Here is an 18,364-nt window from a genome sequence, read left to right as displayed (position 1 = left end):
TAGTCTAGTTAAGATGATCTGTACTTGCTGAATAATTTTCTGGTAAAACAAGCGTCATAACGATGGCGGTTAAACCCGATACCGTTACAGCGCTGCCAAAAATAGCGGTTACCAGCTTAGGCGCATTTATAAACATTTCGGGCACAAAGCTTACCCCTAGCCCCATACCTAAGCTCACCGCAATAATAAGTAAGCTACGACGATTTATTTTTTCGCTTGCAAGAATTTTTACCCCTGCGGCTGCCACGGTACCAAACATAACAAGCGTTGCACCGCCTAGCACTGGTTTAGGAATATTTTGTAGCACGGCACCAATCACCGGAAATAACCCTAAAATAATCAAAATTACACCAATCCACAGGCCAATGTATCTACTTGCTACACCGGTTAACTGAATAACGCCGTTATTTTGGCTAAAAGTAGTATTAGGAAACGTATTAAATGCGGCAGCAATCATTGAGTTAACCCCATCGCCTAAAATACCGCCGCGTATACGCGCTAAATAGCTTGCGCCTTTTACCGGTAATTTAGACACCGCGCAGTTAGCGGTAATATCGCCTGTGGATTCAATGGCGGTAATTAGGTATAAAAAGCTAAAGGCAATCATGGCGCCAAAATCAATGTTAAAACCATATTTAAAGGGGAATGGCATGGCGATTAAATCAAATTCGCCCATTTTAAATTTGGCTATACCTAAAATAAGTGCAAGTAACCAGCCTACTAACATGGCAACGACTACAGCGGTAAGCCTTACCCACTGATTTTTGCTAGCATTTAGTAATACCACCAGCGCCACCACCGAAAAGCCCACAATTAAGTTGCTTGGCGAGGCAAACTTTTCAGGCATATTAGTTAATAACCATTGCCCGCCGCCTATGTCGGTCATGCCTACTTTAATAAGGTAAACCCCAATGGTGGTGATCACCACACCGGTCACTACAGGCTTAATTACTTTGCCAAGCTTTTCTATAAAAAAGCTGATAAATATCTCTACAAAGGCTGCTAAAAAACACACAGCAAAAATGGTGGCAAGTATTTCATCGTTTCCGCCTCCAGTGGCTTTTACGGTAAAACCGGTTGCCAAAATAGTGCCTAAAAACGCAAAGCTGGTGCCTTGTACGCATATAAGCCCTGAGCCAATTGGCCCCACACGGCGAGCCTGAATAAATGTACCAACCCCCGATACAAACAACGCCATACTAATTAAATACGGTATTTCGCTACCAAGCCCCAACACGCCACCAATAATAAGCGTGGGCGTAATAATACCTACAAAACTTGCCAGTACATGTTGCAGGGCAGCAAAAAAGGATTCGGTCAGCCCTGGTTTATCATCTACTGCGTAAATTATGTCTTCTGAGATTGCTTCTTGGTTTGACATAGTCAACATCCTTTTAGCGCTTTAATATGGGCAAGGTATAAATGCCTTGCCCAGGTTTTAATTTAAATACAGTGGCGCTTATTTAAGCTGCCCTTCAACACCCTCTACATAAAAGTCCATACCCAGTAAGGTTTTATCATCAATTGTTTGCCCCGCTTTAGTTACCAGCTCACCTTGCTGATTGTTAATTGGGCCACTAAATGGATGAAACTCACCGTTGGCAATTTTGGTTTTAATCGCCTCTACCTCGGCAACAACATTGGCAGGAATGTCTTTACTCAACGGCGCTAAGCGGGTCATACCGGCATCTATGCCTTTCCATACATTTTGCGATTCCCATTTATCATCAAGCACTTGCTGCACGCGCTCGGCGTAAAACTCATCCCAATGATGCACAGGCGCCGTAAGGTGCGCTTTTTTACCATAGCCGCTCATATCTGAGTGGTAACCAATGGCGTATATTCCGGCGGCTTCTGCGGCTTGAAGTGGCGCAGGTGAGTCGGTGTGTTGGGTAATAATATCAACACCTTGGTCGATTAAACTGTCGGCAGCTTCGCGCTCTTTACCTGGGTCAAACCAGCTATTAACCCACACTACTTTTACTTTTGCGTTAGGTTTTACTGAGCGCAGACCTAAAGTAAACGCGTTAATACCGCGTATTACCTCAGGAATAGGAAACGCGGCAATATAGCCAATACTGTCAGACTTACTCATGTGCCCAGCAATAACACCGGTTAAGTAGCGCCCTTCGTAAATACGGTCAAAATAAGTGCCCACATTTTTAGCGCGTTTATAACCTGTTGCATGCTCAAACTTTACGTTAGGAAAACGTTTAGCCACTTTAATGGTCGGGTTCATGTAGCCAAACGAGGTGGTAAATATTAAATCGTGCCCGCTTTTGGCTAGTTGTGTAATAACTCGCTCTGCATCGGCGCCCTCTGGCACGCTTTCTACAAAGGTGGCTTTTATTTTTTCGCCAAATTTATCCTCTAGGTAGCGGCGGCTTACATCGTGGGTGTAAGTCCAACCAGCTTCGCCAATCGGGCTTACATATACAAACCCTACTTTTACGCTGTCTTTTGCCATTGCACTCGTGCTTAACCCTAAGCTAAGTGCTACGCCAAGCGCTGTTATTAGTTTTTTCATTGTTATTCTCCGTGTTGTATTTTTAATATCCTGTTGAAGGCTTATTGTTACTCTTTGTATAAAATTTTAATGGCCCTTATGCCAAGGCTTACCTAGCCACATGGGTTCGTACATTTTTAGTTTTTGTTTATTTTTACTTAGCATAATCAGTACTATAAGCGTTGCACCATAAGGCAGCATGGCCAGTAAATTAGAATCCACCGCTAAGCCAAGCGCCTGTGCCACTAAGTGCATAATGCTGGCAAAACCAAATAAATAAGCGCCTAGCATTACCCGCTCAATTCGCCAACTTGCAAATACCACTAAAGCCAGTGCTATCCAGCCACGTCCCGAGGTCATGTTTTGTGTCCAAAGGGGTGTGTAAGCAAGCGACAAGTACGCCCCTGCAATACCCGCCATTGCGCCGCCAAACATCACCGCTAAATAGCGAGTACGCATTACAGGCAAGCCTAAGTTATTACCAACCCCTGGGTTTTCACCAATAGCGCGTACCGCAAGCCCTGCCCTGTGGTATTTAAAAAATAAATAAGCGCCAAGTACTAATGCCCAACTTAAATACACAATGGCATCTTGCGAAAACAATGCTTTACCCAGTAGCGGTATATGCTCAAATCCTGCAATTGCTAAAGTAGGTAGGGCATTAATGGTTTTACCTTCGTAATCAACACCTAAAAATGCCGACAAGCCCGTGCCAAAAATAGTTAGCGCTAACCCGGCAGCCACTTGGCTAGCATTTAAATTAAGTGCTACAAACGCAAATACTAACGACGCCATAACCCCCACAAGCGCAGCCACGCTAAAGCCTATAAAGAGGTTGTCGCATTGGTACATGGTTATAAACCCTGCCACCGCGCCTAATAACATCATGCCCTCTTGCCCAAGGTTAAGTGTGCCGCTTTTCTCGCATACCATTTCACCTAGAGCCACCAGCAATAAAGGCGTGCCGGTGCGAATAGTGGCGTATAAAATATTTGTGATTACCTCTAAATCCATGTTTAAGATTCCTGTGCAATGGGTGTTAGCTGCGTTTTTTGTTGTTTAAATGGCAGTAACAATTTAATGCGATAACCAATAAGCACATCGCACGAGAGTAAATAAAACAGCATTAAGCCCTGAAAAATGCCGGTAATGGCATTGGGTAGGCCAATTTCTATTTGCGCCATTTCGCCGCCCATATAAATAAGCCCCATTAACAGCCCTGCTAAGGTGATCCCAAGCGGATGTAAGCGCCCTAAAAAGGCCACAATAATTGCGGCGTAACCATAACCGGGGGATATTTGCGGCACTAATTGCCCTATAGGCCCAGCCACCTCGCCAGCCCCTGCAAGCCCAGCTAACCCGCCACTTATTACCAATACACCAGCAATTAAAAGCGCACGTTTATAGCCCGCCATTTTGGCAGCCGATGCATCAAGCCCAAGTACTTGTATTTGAAAACCCACAAAGGTTTTACTAATAAATACCCATGTGGCACACAGCGCTAATAGCGCAAATGCAAGCCCTAAATGAAGGCGAGTACCCTCAAATAAAACTGGTAGTAAAGTGCTATCGCCAAATAAGGCGCTTTCAGGAAAGTTATAACCGTATGGGTCTTTTAATGGCCCGTGTACTGACCACAGCAACACATTAACGGCAATGTAATTGAGCATAATGGTGACTAAAATTTCGTTGGTGTTTAAACGTAATTTCATAAAGGCGGCTAAGCCTGCCCACAGCATGCCACCTGCAATACCTGCAAGTAATGTAAGCCCTAATGCAAAGGAACTTGTAGAGTCAACAAAGTTAACAGCTACGGCACTGGCGCATACGCCGCCAATCAGTAGCTGCCCTTCAGCACCTATATTCCACACCGACGCCCTGTAACACAGCGCTAAACCATAGGCACATAATAAAATTGGAATGGTCATTACTAATAGCTCGGTAACGCCATACCAGTCAGAAATAGGCGCTACGAGTAAGGTATATAAGGCATTGATCGAGTCGTGCCCTAATAAGGTAAACACCACATAACCTGTTATTAAAGTGAGTAAAATGGCTAAAACAGGAGAGAGATAACTCCATGTGTTTGAGCGCTCTACGCGGGGTTCAAGCTTTATCATGCCAGCGCTCCTTGCGGTGTTATTTTTGCTATGTTGCTTTTAGTGTCGTGATTAAAATCGCCCGCCATCCACTGCCCTAATTGCACAAGTGGTACACAGTCGGTATTTAAAATAGGTGAGAGCTTACCATCACAAATTGCACCAATTCGGTCACAAATTTTATAGAGCTCGTCTAAATCTTCTGAAATAACCAGTACTGCACAGCCTTCGTCGCGCAGCGTTAAAATTGCCTCGTGAATGGCAACTTGCGCGCCAATATCTACACCCCAAGTAGGGTGCGACATAACCAGTAATTGTGGGTTTTGCTCAACCTCTCGGCCAATAATAAACTTTTGCAAATTACCGCCCGAAAGGCTTGCTGCGTGAGTACGGTTGCTGGGGGTTTTTACGTTGTATTTTTTAATGATTTTGTCGGCGAGTTGGCTAATTTTTTGTTTTACTAAAAAGCCTTTTTTAACTAAACCACTATCAAAACTGGTAAGGAGTGCATTGTGCGCTAAGTCCATATCGGGTACTGCGCCGCGCCCTAGCCTGTCCTCTGGTACGCATGCAAGCCCGAGCCTGCGCCTTTTTAGAGGGCATAACGCATCAACAGCGGTATTTTTAAATTTTATTGCGTTGCTATCTTTTTGCGGCTCCTCTCCCGAAAGCGCTTTTAATAGCTCCTCTTGCCCATTACCGGCAACCCCTGCAATACCGACTATTTCGCCTTGTTTTACAGCAAAGTTCACGTTTTTAAGCGCAATATCAAATAACGCCTGCGCACTGGTTGATAAGTTATCGACTGTTAAAAAATCACCTGTGCCAGTCGCTCTGCGCGTTTGGTTACTTATTGGTGTGCTGTCGCCTACCATTAAGCGAGCTATTGATTCGCTGGTTTCGTTTTTAGGAATGCAATGCCCACTTACCTTGCCGGCGCGCAAAATAGTGGCGCTGTCGCAAAGCCCAATAACTTCATGCAACTTATGGCTAATAAACAGCACCGAGCAGCCTTCTTTTTTAAGCGAATGCAGGGTTTTAAACAGTGCACCTACTTCTTGCGGAGTGAGTACCGAGGTGGGTTCATCTAAAATAAGCAGTTGAATATCTAATAATAAACACCTGACTATTTCTACTCGTTGGCGCTCGCCCGTTGAAAGCGTAGACACCAACCTATGCGGGTCCAGCGGCATGCCGTACCTAGCCGATGTTTTACTAATTCTGCTGGCAAGTGTGCTGCTATGCCCTGCTAAATCGCCCAGCGCTAACGCGATATTTTGCGCAACTGTTAGGGTTTCAAATAACGAAAAATGCTGAAACACCATACCTATGCCTAATTCGCGGGCATCGGCGGGTTCTTTTATGTCCATTTTGCGGCCATTAAAAAACATGTCCCCTTGGTCAGGTTTAACTACACCGTAAAGCATTTTCATTAACGTGCTTTTACCCGCGCCGTTTTCACCAAGCAGGGCATGCACCTCACCATGTTTTATTTTTATTGTTACGCCGTCGTTGGCTATACATCCGGGGTACTGCTTTGTCATTCCCTGCATAGTAAGGCGGTATTTATTGTCCATTATTTAAACCTTTCTTTGTGCTTGTTGGTTAAATAAGCTAGCCTAGAAACTTAGCTGACCAAACGGTCAACAATGGCATGGTATCTGCAATTAACTTACCAAGATGAAAAAGTTTTTTTCTTACCTGCTTAAAAACAACAAGAAAAAATATACGCCAAGCCTTTACATATCAGGGCTTTATAAAAGTTAAGGGGGTCTGTGTGATTACGTTTATATTAAATGACACGCCAATAGAAGTAGAAGAATGCGCGCCGAATCTCACCATTTTGGACTGGCTTCGCACCAAAAAAGGGAAAATGGGCACCAAAGAAGGGTGTGCAACAGGCGATTGTGGCGCATGCACAATTTTAGTTGGCGAAGAAAAACTAAATTCAAACGGTGAGCCAGTTTGGCACTATAAAACCATGAATAGCTGCCTGCTTTTATTAGGTAATGCACACGCAAAACACATAGTAACCGTAGAGGCTGTAACAACAGGGCTTTACCCTACACTTAACGATTTACATCCGGTGCAACGCGCATTGGTTGAGTGCCATGGTTCGCAATGTGGTTTTTGTACCCCTGGCATAATAATGAGCATGTTGGCGCTTTATATTAATAACCCGAGTTACCCAGGTAAAAAAGCCGCTATTCATGCGCTAGGGGGAAATTTATGTCGCTGTACGGGTTACAGCCCTGTTTTACTTGCAGTTGAAAAAGCTTATAGCTACGAGCGTAAAAATGAGCCTTACTCTGCCATGGCGGCACAATTTAAGGCATCACTAAATATAGGTGATGACATTCCTTGTTTAAAAAATGGCCCTCGTACGTTTTATTTACCGCAAAGTGCAGCGCAACTTGTTGAGCTTAAAGCGCGTTACCCGCAGGCATACTTGGTTGCTGGTGGCACCGACTTTGCCATTGAGCTTAGCCAAAACATGCTATTGCCCGATATTATTATATCGCTTAGCCAAACCAGTGAACTGTGCACTTTAACCGATAACAACGGCGAGCTACATATTGGTGCAGCACTACCTTACAGCCAATTTGTTGAAGCGTTTTACACTTACTACCCTGAGTCTAAAGAGCTGTTTGAACGCCTTGGCTCTAACCAAGTACGTAACAGTGGCACCTTAGGTGGCAGCATAGGAAACGCCTCTCCAATTGGCGATCCTGCCCCTTTACTCATTGCACTTAATGCCACTTTAGATTTATTAAGCACAGCAGGCACACGCACAATAAACGTGGCCGACTACTTTGTTGATTACAAAAAAACAGTCATTAAAAGCGATGAAGTCATTAGCAAAATTACCGTACCTAAACGCCCTGACTCGTTAAAGCTTGCGTGTCATAAAATTTCCAAACGCTTTGAAGATGATATATCTACTGTGTGTTTAGTGCTGGCTATAGAGCAAACGCAAGGCGTAATTAGCAATGCCCGCTGCGCCATGGGAGGTATGGCTGCCATACCAAAACGCGCCGCACACATAGAGCAAAAACTTAATGCTCAGCCTTTGCAAGTAAGCACGTTTATAGATGCCGCTAGTGCCATAAATGATGACTTTGCTCCCATGAGCGATGTACGCAGCAGCGCACATTACCGCACTACGGTAAGCAAAAACTTACTACAGCGTATTGGTATTGAGTTTTGCGGTGCACAGCCAAGCAGTAAAAATAATAACAACATTGCCATTACGAGGATTTCACATGCGTCACTTTGAAATGGATAAACTAAAAGCCCAAGGCGGAAGTGTTGGCCAATCTAAGTATCACGAAAGCGCAATAAAACAAGTATGTGGCAATGCAAACTACGCCGACGATAACCCAGAGCCCCATGGCTGCTTGCACGCCTACCCTGTGCTTGCGCCTATTACCAGCGGCTTTATTAAATCAATTGATACAAGTAAAGCGCTTGAAGTGGCAGGCGTTAAACGTATTTTATCGGCCGATGATGTACCCGGTAAGCTTGATATTGGCCCAGTATTCCCTGGGGATGTGCTATTAACCAATCACGAAATTCAATACCACGGACAACCTGTGCTAGTAGTAGTTGCCAAAAGCTACGCCATTGCGCGCCGCGCTGCTCGCTTAGTGGTTATAGAATGCGATCAAACCACCCCCATACTTGATATTAAAGAAGCGATTAAAAAAGAGCACTGGGTAAGGCCGCCGCATTCACTTAACCGCGGTAATAGCGAGCAAGCCATAAATAATGCAGCCCACCAACTTAAAGGTGAAATACACATAGGCGGGCAGGAACACTTTTACCTTGAAGGACAGATAGCTCTCGCTCAGCCCGACAACGATGGCGGGATTCATGTGCAATGTTCTACACAGCACCCAACAGAGGTGCAGCACTTAGTTGCTAAAATTTTAAAAAAGCCATTTAGCTTTGTAAACGTAGAAACCCGCCGCATGGGCGGAGCCTTTGGCGGTAAAGAAACCCAAGGCGCGCCTTGGGCTTGCCTTGCAGCGCTTGCAGTTTACTACCTTGGCTGCGCCGTTAAAATGCGCCTAGCCCGCAGCGACGACTTTAAACTTACCGGTAAGCGCCACCCATTTTATAATCAATACCATGTAGGGTTTGACGAAAATGGCCTGATTGAAGGCGCTGATGTAACCGTAAATGGGTTTTGTGGTTATTCACCTGATTTATCTGATGCTATTGTCGACCGCGCAATGTTTCATGCTGATAACGCTTATTACTACCCAGCTGCCACCATTAAAGGGAACCGCTGTAAAGTAAACACCGTAAGCCACACTGCGTTTAGAGGATTTGGTGGCCCGCAAGGCATGATCATGGGCGAGCTGATAATGGACGATATAGCCGCTAAATTAGGTAAAGATCCGCTTGAGATCCGAAAACTTAATTTATACAAAAAAGGCCGCGACACCACGCCGTATCATCAAACAGTAGAGCAGCATATTTTAAAAGATATGATAAGCCAGCTTGAGGAGTCGGGTGATTACTGGGCGCGAAAAAAGGCAATTAAAGCCTTTAACGCATCATCGCCTATTATCAAAAAAGGCCTTGCGATGACGCCGGTTAAATACGGTATATCGTTTACCGTACAACACTTAAACCAGGCGGGCGCACTCGTACATGTTTATAGCGATGGATCAATTCATTTAAACCATGGCGGCACCGAAATGGGCCAAGGGCTTAATACAAAAATAGCGCAAATAGTAGCCCATGGCTTTGGCGTTGATTTTGACGCAGTAAGCATAAGCGCTACCCGTACCGACAAAGTACCAAACACCTCGCCAACCGCCGCATCAAGCGGGACTGACTTAAATGGCATGGCGGCGCTAAACGCGGTAAATACCATAAAAGAGCGTTTAATAAACTTTATAAGTGAGCACTTTGAAGTAGACAGCCAAAGTATTGTATTTAAAGATAATCTCATTACCTTTAGCAAAGGCGAAATTAGCTTTAGCGAACTTGCAAACCTTGCTTATATGAATCGTATATCGCTTTCATCAACCGGTTATTACGCCACGCCTAAAATTCATTACGATAGAGCGAAAGGCGAAGGCCGGCCATTTTTTTACTACGCGCATGGCGTAGCACTCAGTGAAGTAGAAGTAGATACGCTGACAGGCGAAAACACCGTAACCCGCGTGGATATACTGCACGATGTGGGCAGCTCAATTAACCCTGCACTTGATATAGGCCAAATTGAAGGCGCTTTTGTGCAAGGTATGGGCTGGCTTACCACCGAAGACTTACAATGGAACGATAAAGGCCAGCTTGCAAGCTTTGGCCCTGCTAACTACAAAATTCCTGCAATTGGCGATACCCCAGCCGAATTTAATGTAAATTTATATAACTCGGCCAACCCAGAAACCACGGTATTTAGATCAAAAGCAGTGGGCGAGCCGCCGTTTATGTTGGCCTTTAGTGTGTGGAGTGCTATTCGTAATGCTATAAGCAGTGTGGCCGATTACAAATACACCGCCCCACTTGATACACCTGCTACACCTGAGCGTGTATTAAATGCAATTGAGCAAACCGCTAGCTGGTTTAAGGAGCAGCAACATGGCTAATTTAAATGAGTCGTTTCAGGGTTTTCATACGCAAAATTGGGCGCAAGCTATAAACGAGCACGAACAAAGCGGCACTAATTATGTTATTGCCACAGTGCTTGGCACCAATGGCTCAACCCCACGTGGCACGGGCTCTAAAATGGTAATAAGCGGCGAGCACATTTACGACACCCTTGGCGGTGGACACCTTGAATACGTAGTTATAGAAAAAGCCCGCGAGCTACTTGCCAAAGGCGAGGCAGCGCAAGTGATAGAGCAATTTAACCTAAGCGCAAATTTAGGCCAATGCTGCGGGGGAGCTGCCACCGTTATGCTTGAGTGCATGCAATGCGAGCGCTTTACCCTCGACATATACGGCGCAGGCCATGTAGCACAGGCGCTTATTGGTATATTGGCGCAATTACCTATGCGTATACGCTGGATAGATAGCCGCGCCGATGTATTCCCGCAGGTTATTCCTAATAACGTAATAAAAGTGGTTGATGAAGAGCCAACAGAGCAAGTTAAACGCGCGCCAAAGGCTAACAATTACTTAATATTAACCCATAACCACCAGCTCGACTTTGCGCTTACACAAGCCATTATTAAACGCGCTGATGCTAATTGGCTTGGTGTTATTGGCTCAGATACCAAAGCAAAACGCTTTAAACAGCGCTTAGCCCATCGCGATTTTACCACCGAGCAAATAAAGCAAATGACCTGCCCTGTCGGGCTTGAAAATGTAACGGGCAAGCTCCCTATGGAAGTGGCAATATCAATTAGCGGGCAGTTAATTGGCCTTTATCAGGCTATGCAAACCCATGCGCCCAAACGCCAAGGCTTGCAATGGCGTGCACTTAAAAATGCCTTAATTAGCACCACGCACGAGGAAGAAAACGCATGAGTAGCTTAAAAATTAATAACCTAAATGCAGCGCAAGCGCATCAAGCATTAGAGCATTGTTGCGCCTCCCCTAACTGGGTAAGCGGTATGCTAAATATCATGCCATTTGAAAACAAAGAGCACTTATTTAACAGCGCTCAAAGCGTATGGGATAGCCTAGGCGAAAGCGATTATTTAGCCGCTTTTGAAGGCCACCCGCAAATAGGCGATTTATCAACATTAAGTAAAAAGTACGCCGCTACAGCGCAAAAAGCGGGGCACGAACAATCAGGAATGAGTAAAGCAAACGAGCAAACCCTTAAAAAAATGATTGCGCTAAATAAAGAATACCTCAGTAAATTTGGCTTTATATTTATTGTGTGTGCCAGTGGTAAAAGTGCTGAACAAATGCTTGAACTTATTGAGCAGCGCATACACAACACCCGCAGCACAGAGCTTAATATAGCCGCGGGCGAACAAGCCAAAATAACAAAAATAAGATTGGAGTCATTGCTATGAATAAAAGCCCTATCACTACCCATATTCTCGATACAAGCACAGGCAAACCGGCTGAAAATGTAGCTGTACAATTGTTTGTATACGCTAATAACGAGTGGCAATTAATTGCTCAAGGTAAAACAAATAGCGACGGGCGAATTACCGACTGGCTCAACACAGACGTAGAATTTGCAACCTATAAACTGGTTTTTGACTTAGACAGCTATTATGAAAACCAAGAAACACCTGCATTTTACCCAGAGGCGCAAATTACCTTTAGATTGCAAGATCAAAAACACCATCATATTCCGTTATTGCTTAGCCCATTTGGCTACTCAACGTACAGAGGCAGCTAATTATGAGCACCCACAACAATAATAAAATGACCGTAATTTGTGCCAACATACTCGATTTTGTTGACGACCCCGCCATAACAGGCGAAAGCGCACATCGCTATTTTGAAAAAGGCGCGTTAGTTATTCAAAACGGCAAAGTGGTTAACCTTGGTTACGAGCAAGACATACTGCCAAGCATTGATAAGTCAGCCACTATTATTCGCCACGATGGTAAATTAGTAATGCCCGGCATGATAGACACGCACATACATTTGCCGCAAACCGAAATGGTCGGCGCGTATGGCGAGCAGCTTTTAAGTTGGCTCACCGAATACGCCTTCCCCACTGAAAAAAAGTTTACCTGTGAGCATTATTCAAAAGATATATCTAATCGCTTTTTAGACGAGCTACTGCGTAATGGCACCACTACCGCATTGGTATTTGGGACTGTGCACCCGCAATCGGTGGATGCGTTTTTTAACGAATCTCAAAAACGTAATTTACGTATGATTGCCGGTAAGGTAATGATGGACAGAAACTGCCCAGATGACTTATCAGATTGCGCGCAAACCAGTTACGAACAATCAAAAGCACTGATAGAAAAATGGCACAATGTTGATAGGTTAAGCTATGCAGTAACGCCACGTTTTGCGCCCACATCTACCCCAGAGCAACTACAAAAATGTACTCAATTATTAGAAGAATACCCCGACACCTACCTGCATACCCACTTATCTGAAAACAAAGACGAGTGCGAATGGGTAAAAGGGTTATTCCCAGAGGCTGATGATTACCTAGGCGTGTACGAGAAAGCTAAAATGGTGCGTAAACGCTCGGTATTTGCCCATAGCATTCATTTATCTGAGCGTGAGCTGTGCTGCCTTGCCGATAACAACGCGGCTATATCGCACTGCCCTACCTCTAACTTATTTTTAGGCTCGGGCCTTTTAAATTTAAAGAGATGTGAAGAGCATGGAATAAATGTGGGTATGGGTACCGATGTAGGCGCAGGAACAAGTTTTTCTATGCTACAAACGGGTAACGAAGCGTACAAAATTCAGCAGTTACAAGGTCAAAAGTTCTCAGCATTTAAAGGGTTTTATTTAGCCACCCTAGGCGGCGCACGTGCCCTTGATTTAGAGGGCACCATAGGTAACTTTAATGAAGGCTGCGAGGCCGACTTTATTGTAATGGATTACGCGGCCACCTCGTTTTTAAAATTCAGAATTGGCCATGCCAAAACCCTTCACGAACAGCTTTTTGCCATGATGATGCTAGGCGACGACCGCTGTATTGAACAAACCTACATTATGGGTAAAAGCGTGTATAAACGCGACGAACAAGCCCAGTTTGCAGCCACACCTACACCCGATTTAGAAGAGGCATAACCCGATGGAAAACTATTTATTTGAGCTTGCTCATTTGGTGTTTAGATACTTTCACGTGGTAGCAGGTATAGCGTGGATAGGCGCCTCATTTTATTTTGTGTGGCTTGATAATAACTTACAAACACCGCCACAATGGAAACAAGATAAAGGCATAAAAGGCGATTTATGGGCTATTCATGGCGGCGGCTTTTACGAAGTGGCTAAGTATCAAAATGGCCCAGAACAAATGCCCTCTACCCTACATTGGTTTAAATGGGAGGCCTACACAACCTGGATCAGCGGCGCGCTGTTATTTACGCTGTTATATTATGTGGGCGCAGATGTGTATTTACTCGATGCCAGTAAAAGTGAGCTCAGTAAGTTTGCAGCTATTGGTGCATCACTTGGTTTTATAGGCTTAGGCTATGGTGTTTATCGGTTATTGTGTAAAAGCCCGCTAGTTGAAAATGGCAAGGCATTTATTGCCCTAGGTGTAGGCTTTTTAGCGTTATGGACGTATGGGGTTGATCAGCTATTTAGTGACCGCGCAGTGTATATTCATGTTGGTGCATTAATTGGTACCTGTATGGCCGGTAATGTATATCACATTATTATGCCTGCACAGCGCTACATGGTAAGCGAAGTAGAAGCTGGGCGCATTCCTGATTCAGCGCCGGGCTTAAAAGCAAAGCAGTGCTCAGTACATAATAACTACGCCACCCTACCAGTTATATTTATTATGCTAAGTAACCATTTTTCGTATACCTATAGCCATGAGTTTGGCTGGTTAGTGCTTATTGGCTTTTTTATTATTGGTATGTGGATACGCCACTTTTTTAATTTAAAGCACCAAGGTGTTAATAAGCCTTCAGTGCTAATAAGCGGTATTGCCGCGTTTTTTGCGTTAATGCTAGCCATAGCACCGTGGCCAAGTAGTTCTGTAAACGCGAATAATGAGCTACAAGCAAGCATAAGTGATGCGCAAGCATGGGATATTATTAATAAACACTGTACACAGTGCCACAGTGAAACCCCTACATCGAAGCTTTTTCAAACCGCGCCGCTCGGCTTTAAGCTCGACTCACTTGCTGATGTAAAAAAAGCCAGTGCACTTATTCATACTCGCGCGGTTATAACCAAAGACATGCCATTGGCTAACATGACAAAAATGACTGATGCAGAGCGTGAAATGCTTGGCACTTGGCTTAGCGCAGTAAAAAAGGAGCAGTAACATGAGCGAGCAATTTAAACATTACCCGCGCGATTTAATTGGTTATGGTGCACACACTCCGCATGCCAATTGGCCTAATAAAGCCCGTATAGCCGTGCAAGTAGTGTTAAATTACGAAGAAGGCGGTGAAAACTGTGTACTGCATGGTGATGCAGCGGCCGAAACATTTTTATCTGAAATAGTCAGCGCTCCCCATGTAGAAGACCGCCACATAAGCATGGAGTCTATTTACGAATATGGCTCGCGCGCAGGTGTGTGGCGCTTACTTAAACTCTTTAAAAAATACGATATACCGGTCACCATTTTTGCTGTGGCAATGGCCCTTGAGCGCCACCCCGATGTAGCTAAAGCCTTTGTTGAAGCTGGGCACGAAATTGCAAGCCACGGCCTGCGCTGGATTAATTATCAACATATAGATAAACAAACCGAGCGCGAGCACATGCAAAAAGCCATTGAAATCATTCAAACGCTTACCGGTAAAAAGCCCACAGGCTGGTACACCGGGCGCACAAGCCCTAACACAGCAGCCCTTGTGGTAGAAAATGGCTCGTTTTTATATGATGCCGACGATTACAGCGACGACTTACCCTTTTACAGTATTAAAGAAGGTAAGCCACAGTTAATAGTGCCCTACACGCTTGATGTAAACGACATGCGCTTTGCCGCTGTGCAAGGCTTTAATGCCGGCGATCAGTTTTATAATTATTTAAAAGATGCCTTTGATATGCTTTATGAAGAAGGCGACCCACAAGGTGAAAACGCCCCTAAAATGATGTCTATAGGGCTACATTGTCGCTTAATTGGCCGCCCTGGGCGCATTAAAGCCCTTGCACGGTTTTTAGAATATGCTAAATCGCATGAGCAAGTGTGGTTTGCCACGCGCGAGCAAATCGCCGAGCACTGGCTTAAAACTCATCCGTATAATACCAATCCGCAATAGTACTTAATCATTTTCAGGGGCTAAACGTGTCGCTATCTGCGTTAAAAAATTCTCATTTAGAACAACTAAATAGCGAATTTTTTTGCCTTGCTATCAACACGTTTATCCATCCTCAAAATAGATCATTTAATTATGCGCATTGGTATAATAAAGCCTAGATGTGAGCCGTTAAAACTAAACTCTAAGAGCTTATTAGATTTATCGTAAAACAAAAAAAGCCCAGCAGTGCTGGGCTTAAGGTCACTTTAGGAGTAGTTAGTTAAATGACACTGTAATGATGTTAGAACATACATTTTCAGTTACACATAATTGGTAATCGTACGATGGTAATGTAGCACCACGTACGTAGTCGCGGTAACGGCCGTTGTCTGATGTGGTATCAACCAGCTCACCGTTACGGTATACGCTTAATGACTCAGCGCCAACACGTTCCCAACTTAAATCTACACGCATAGTATCAAGGCGAGATTTATTAGCGCGTTTAAGGGTAAGCTCAAGCTCTACATCACTTACGACAACCGTTTGCGTTGACGTGCTTGTATTGCCTTCGCTGTCAGTTACGGTTAGTACAACATCATAATTACCAGAGGCTGCATACACATGCATTGGGTTTTGATCAGATGATGTTGCACCATCACCAAACTCCCAGCTCCACTGTGTAATATCGTTGTTTGCATCCGTACTTGAATCAGTAAAGTTAACGGTTAAACCTTGTGTTTCTACATCAAAACCCGCACGCGGTGGTTGTGGGCTAACTTCACCAATAGCGCTTAATGTAAGAGACCACGTATTAATGGTACCCGTATCGGCTGCTGCGGTATCTTCAACGTGTAGCGTCCAATCACCTGTTGCCACTTCACCGTTAAATGACTCAGATGTAAAGCTTCTCACTATGTCGTCGCTTGAACCACCCACGTTGCTTTGTAGAGTTACTTGCGTGCCTTGTGCTGATACTAGCTTAACCACTAAGTCGCCTGAGTAAGTATGCGTAATATCAACATCAGCTATTGTACCAAACACAGTTAAATCATCAGGTACATTAATTACTGATACGGCGCCCACTGGCGAGTTATCAGGAATATCAACACTTGCATTACTGCTGTAGGTAAAGTCGTTTAGGCCTACCGGTTGAATCATTAATTTAACTGACTGCTGTTTAACAATTTCATCCGCTGTTGCTGTAACGGTTAGCTCGTATTCACCCCACTGTGTATCAGTGTCGGTTTCAACGTTAAGCATTACTTCATCACCAGGGCGAGCCGTGCTAGCCGACAAATAAGCGCCGCTTAATGTTGATGATAGTTCAAGCGTTACTTCTTCATCCCACTGGGCAATTGAGCCAATGGTAAATGTATAATTTGTAGCTTGGCCCGCTACAATTTGTTGCGTAAGTGGATCGGCTGAAATTTTAAAGCCAGGTGTAGGATCTGCATCAATAAGTGCTTGGTTAACATTAAGACGCGTACCTGCCACCGTTACACCTTGCAGTGCAGCGTTTGCATCGCCAGAGCTCATTAGTAATTCTTTAAGCTCTTGCGTGTTAAGTTCTGGGTTAATAGATAGCACTAACGCTGCAGCGCCAGCTACATGAGGAGTCGCCATTGATGTGCCTGAGTAAGACGCATAGCTCTCACCTGGTGTAGTAGATAAAATTGCGCTACCAGGGGCGCCCATATCAACGCTGGTTAAACCATAATGCGAAAACCACGAAATATTATCGGTTTGATCCGTACTTGCTACAGATAACACGCTTGCGTTTTCGTAGTTAGAAGGATAATGCGGGTTTACATCGTTATCTATGGTGTCGTTGCCCGCTGCCGCTACAAACAGTAAATCGGCTGCTTCGCTTGAGGCAATTGCATCGGCTAATGCTTGGCTATAACCGCCACCGCCCCAGCTATTATTTAAAACACGTAAGTTAACACCGGCATTTTTAAGTCCTACCATGTAATCAATACACTTAATTGCATCTGATGTTGAGCCATTACCTGCAGCATCTAAAAATTTACACCCTACCAGCGATACTTCATGGTTAACGCCTACAACACCTGTTGCGTTATTACCGCTTGCGCCTATGGTGCCCGATACGTGAGTACCATGGCCTTCATCATCCATAGGGTCACCACTGTTGGTAATTGCATTAATACCGTGCACGTCATCTACAAAGCCGTTACCGTCATTATCGATGCCATCTCCAGGCACTTCACTGCTATTAACCCACATATTGCTAGCTAAATCGCTGTGGCTATAGTCAATACCGGTATCAATTACACCTACCACAACATCGCGGCTACCTGTCGAAATATCCCATGCTTCTACTGCATCAATATCAGCATCGGCAGTACCACCTGTTTGACCGTCGTTATTTAAACCCCATAACTCATCAAAGCGCGGATCATCAGGCGTTTGAGCAATGCTTACTTGGTAATCAGGCTCAACGTATTCAATCGCTTGGTGAGATTTTAAGCGTGCAATGGCTTCTTTAGTACTCATGCCCGAAATTTTAAACTTAGCTAACCGCCCAGAAAGTAAAGACTTATAGTTATCATCAATTTCATCAGCGTTTACATCTGAAATTTTTGCTTTAACTAACGAACGCGCTTGTTTACGCATTTGTGCTGATGCATTTTTTTTGTATTTAACAATTACTGCATCACTACTTGCTACAACAGGGTGTTTAACACCTGCATCAGGTAGTTTTGCAGCAGCTAAACACGTGAGTAAAGCAAGAGTGATAATAGATAATTTTGTTTTCATTGTTCTATCCATAGTTGGTTTAACTTAGCCGTACTAAGTAAGTTTACTTACAACTTCAAATACAAGAGGATCACGTGGCATAGAACTAGAAAACTAATAAATATGGATTTACACAAGTCAAAAAATAACAAAAAACTAAAAATCAACATTTTTAACCAGACTGATTA

14 protein-coding genes are annotated in these 18,364 nt (G+C 44.2%); 8 read left to right on the top strand and 6 right to left on the bottom strand.

Translation table 11 applies throughout. The features are described 5' to 3' along the window. Window positions 1-4: 4 nt before the first annotated feature. The 5 genes from OIZ54_RS03255 to OIZ54_RS03235 form a co-directional block, all read right to left on the bottom strand. Window positions 5-1,381 carry a uracil-xanthine permease family protein gene (locus OIZ54_RS03255; protein ID WP_264389708.1) on the bottom strand — a complete coding sequence of 459 codons (1,377 nt, stop codon included), beginning with the start codon at window positions 1,379-1,381 and terminating at the stop codon, window positions 5-7. A 78-nt stretch (window positions 1,382-1,459) separates the two neighbouring features. Beyond that, the gene (locus OIZ54_RS03250; protein WP_264389707.1) at window positions 1,460-2,527 is read right to left on the bottom strand and encodes a BMP family ABC transporter substrate-binding protein; all 1,068 of its coding nucleotides are present in this window, start codon (window positions 2,525-2,527) and stop codon (window positions 1,460-1,462) included. A gap of 66 nt (window positions 2,528-2,593) precedes the next feature. Further along, window positions 2,594-3,520, bottom strand: coding sequence for an ABC transporter permease (locus OIZ54_RS03245; protein WP_029773012.1), 927 nt, complete (start codon window positions 3,518-3,520; stop codon window positions 2,594-2,596). Window positions 3,521-3,522: 2 nt separating this feature from the next. Continuing rightward, window positions 3,523-4,626 carry an ABC transporter permease gene (locus OIZ54_RS03240; protein WP_264389706.1) on the bottom strand — a complete coding sequence of 368 codons (1,104 nt, stop codon included), beginning with the start codon at window positions 4,624-4,626 and terminating at the stop codon, window positions 3,523-3,525. Then, window positions 4,623-6,182, bottom strand: a complete 1,560-nt coding sequence (locus OIZ54_RS03235; RefSeq protein WP_264389705.1) for an ABC transporter ATP-binding protein — start codon at window positions 6,180-6,182, stop codon at window positions 4,623-4,625. The genes OIZ54_RS03240 and OIZ54_RS03235 overlap by 4 nt, the downstream gene beginning before the upstream one ends. 200 nt (window positions 6,183-6,382) lie before the next feature. Between OIZ54_RS03235 and xdhA the strand changes: the two genes are divergently transcribed. The 8 genes from xdhA to puuE are packed head-to-tail and all read left to right on the top strand — an operon-like array spanning window position 6,383 to window position 15,440. Then, entirely contained in the window at window positions 6,383-7,882 is a 1,500-nt protein-coding gene (gene xdhA, locus OIZ54_RS03230; protein WP_264389704.1) for a xanthine dehydrogenase small subunit, read from the top strand. Next, window positions 7,869-10,208, top strand: a complete 2,340-nt coding sequence (gene xdhB, locus OIZ54_RS03225) for a xanthine dehydrogenase molybdopterin binding subunit (protein WP_264389703.1) — start codon at window positions 7,869-7,871, stop codon at window positions 10,206-10,208. The genes xdhA and xdhB overlap by 14 nt, the downstream gene beginning before the upstream one ends. Continuing rightward, window positions 10,201-11,091, top strand: a complete 891-nt coding sequence (gene xdhC, locus OIZ54_RS03220) for a xanthine dehydrogenase accessory protein XdhC (protein ID WP_248443439.1) — start codon at window positions 10,201-10,203, stop codon at window positions 11,089-11,091. The genes xdhB and xdhC overlap by 8 nt, the downstream gene beginning before the upstream one ends. Then, the gene (gene uraD / locus OIZ54_RS03215; RefSeq protein WP_264389702.1) at window positions 11,088-11,588 is read left to right on the top strand and encodes a 2-oxo-4-hydroxy-4-carboxy-5-ureidoimidazoline decarboxylase; all 501 of its coding nucleotides are present in this window, start codon (window positions 11,088-11,090) and stop codon (window positions 11,586-11,588) included. Before xdhC ends, uraD begins: the two co-directional genes overlap by 4 nt. After that, the gene (uraH, locus tag OIZ54_RS03210) at window positions 11,585-11,923 is read left to right on the top strand and encodes a hydroxyisourate hydrolase (RefSeq protein WP_264389701.1); all 339 of its coding nucleotides are present in this window, start codon (window positions 11,585-11,587) and stop codon (window positions 11,921-11,923) included. The genes uraD and uraH overlap by 4 nt, the downstream gene beginning before the upstream one ends. A gap of 2 nt (window positions 11,924-11,925) precedes the next feature. Further along, window positions 11,926-13,290 (top strand): guanine deaminase, encoded by a 1,365-nt coding sequence (guaD, locus tag OIZ54_RS03205; protein ID WP_264389700.1) that lies wholly within the window; start codon window positions 11,926-11,928, stop codon window positions 13,288-13,290. A 4-nt stretch (window positions 13,291-13,294) separates the two neighbouring features. After that, window positions 13,295-14,500, top strand: a complete 1,206-nt coding sequence (locus tag OIZ54_RS03200; RefSeq protein WP_054981689.1) for a urate hydroxylase PuuD — start codon at window positions 13,295-13,297, stop codon at window positions 14,498-14,500. A gap of 1 nt (window position 14,501) precedes the next feature. After that, window positions 14,502-15,440, top strand: a complete 939-nt coding sequence (gene puuE / locus OIZ54_RS03195) for an allantoinase PuuE (protein WP_264389699.1) — start codon at window positions 14,502-14,504, stop codon at window positions 15,438-15,440. Window positions 15,441-15,695: 255 nt separating this feature from the next. Here puuE and OIZ54_RS03190 read toward each other — a convergent pair whose 3' ends face one another. Continuing rightward, entirely contained in the window at window positions 15,696-18,197 is a 2,502-nt protein-coding gene (locus OIZ54_RS03190; RefSeq protein ID WP_264389698.1) for a S8 family serine peptidase, read from the bottom strand. Between the last annotated feature and the right edge of the window lie 167 nt (window positions 18,198-18,364).

The organism is Pseudoalteromonas sp. A3 (assembly GCF_025942345.1).
Classification (GTDB): Bacteria; Pseudomonadota; Gammaproteobacteria; order Enterobacterales; family Alteromonadaceae; genus Pseudoalteromonas; species Pseudoalteromonas atlantica.
Note: the sequence above shows the minus strand (reverse complement) of the source record. Positions and strands in the feature narration are given on the sequence as shown.